The 1549-nt window shown below is 60.0% G+C and carries 2 protein-coding genes; both read left to right on the forward strand.

Annotation, left to right across the window (positions count from 1 at the left end; translation table 11 throughout):
* Nucleotides 1-10 precede the first annotated feature (10 nt).
* Nucleotides 11-163 (forward strand): DUF2635 domain-containing protein, encoded by a 153-nt coding sequence (locus tag GTGU_RS25200; protein WP_084222850.1) that lies wholly within the window; start codon nucleotides 11-13, stop codon nucleotides 161-163.
* Nucleotides 163-1549, forward strand: a 1387-nt coding sequence (locus tag GTGU_RS23190) for a phage tail sheath subtilisin-like domain-containing protein (protein WP_038163422.1), incomplete at its 3' end; no start/stop codon positions are given. The genes GTGU_RS25200 and GTGU_RS23190, both read left to right, overlap by 1 nt.

The raw sequence follows: 1549 nt of genomic DNA on the forward strand, positions 1-1549 counted from the left end.
ACGTGAGGGGCTGCGAGTGCGTAAAGCCGACAGCAGCCTGCTCGCGCCGGCAGGGGAAACGCTGGACGTCACCGCTTACTGGCGTCGCCGCGAAAATGAAGGTGACGTGGTGATTACCGCGTTGCCGAAAGTCAAAACCAGAACTGACAAGGGAGAGGCGTGATGTCAATCGGCAACATTCCTGATGATCTGCGTGTCCCGCTGGTCGTCATCGACATTGATAATTCACTGGCGATGTCTGCCGCCCCGGCACAGTCGCGCAAGATCCTGGTAGTGGGTCAGCAGCGGGCGACCGCCAGCGTGGAACCACTCACCCTGAACCGTATCACCGGCGACAGCATGGCCGACAACCTGTACGGACGCGGCTCGATGCTGGGCGAGATGCTGAAAATCCTGCGCAAGGGGAACAGCTATACCGAGACGGTTGCCATGGGGCTTGCAGAACTGGATGCCGGTAACGCGGCCACCGCCAGTATCACCATGCTCGGCACCGCGACCGCCGCCGGGACGCTGGCACTGCTGGTAAACGGCGTTTCAGTCCAGGTGGGCGTCGCTGTGGCGGATACAGCGGAGATCGTTGCGCAGAACATCGTGAATGCCATCACCGCAAAACCGGCCACGCAGGTCACCGCCACCATTGATGCGGAGTCCTCAGCGAAAGTCGTGCTGACCGTCAACTGGAAAGGTGTCACCGGCAACGATGCTGATGTCCGTCTCAACTATTATTCCGGCGAGAAAACGCCTGCCGGTATCAGCGCCACCCTGACCGCGTTTACCGGCGGCACGGGTACGCCGGATATCCAGTCGGTGGTCGCGGCGCTGGGTGACGAGTGGTACACCGATATCGTTTTCCCGTACAACGACACCCAGAGCCTCAACACCATCCGCGACGAACTGCTGGTTCGCTGGGGACCGCTGAAGATGATGGAGATGCAGCTGTGGACCGCGTTTCGCGGGACGCATGCCCAGACCGGCACCTTCGGCGATGCCCGTAATGACTGGCTGATTTCCTGCCTGGGCACCAACATCGCGCCGGAACCGTCGTGGTTATGGGCGGCGAGCTATGCCGGCATCGCCTCTTACCAGCTGGCGCTCGACCCGGCCCGTCCCATTCAGACGATGATACTGCCAGGCATCAAGCCGCCTGCCCGTGCTGTCCGCTGGGATATGCCGGAACGCAACCTGTTGCTGCATGACGGTATGGCAACCCATTACGTTGATGCCGGTGAGAACGTCTGCATTGAGCGTGAAATCACCATGTACCGGGTGAACCGCTACGGTGATACGGACATTTCGTATCTGGATGTTCAGTCACCAGCCACGCTTGGTCGTATCCGCTACATCATCAAGAACCGGTTCACCAGTCGTTATCCACGTCACAAGCTGGCCGGGGATGATGTGCTGGATAAACTTGATGCCGATCAGCCGGTGATGACCCCCAAAATCTGCACCGCCGAGCTGCTGGACATCGCCCTGACCGAGCTGGTTCCGGCCGGACTGGTGGAATATTTTGAGGATTACAAGGCCACGTTGTCCGTCACGCGTGATT

Origin of the sequence: Trabulsiella guamensis ATCC 49490, assembly GCF_000734965.1 — a bacterium.
Taxonomy (GTDB): Bacteria; Pseudomonadota; Gammaproteobacteria; order Enterobacterales; family Enterobacteriaceae; genus Trabulsiella; species Trabulsiella guamensis.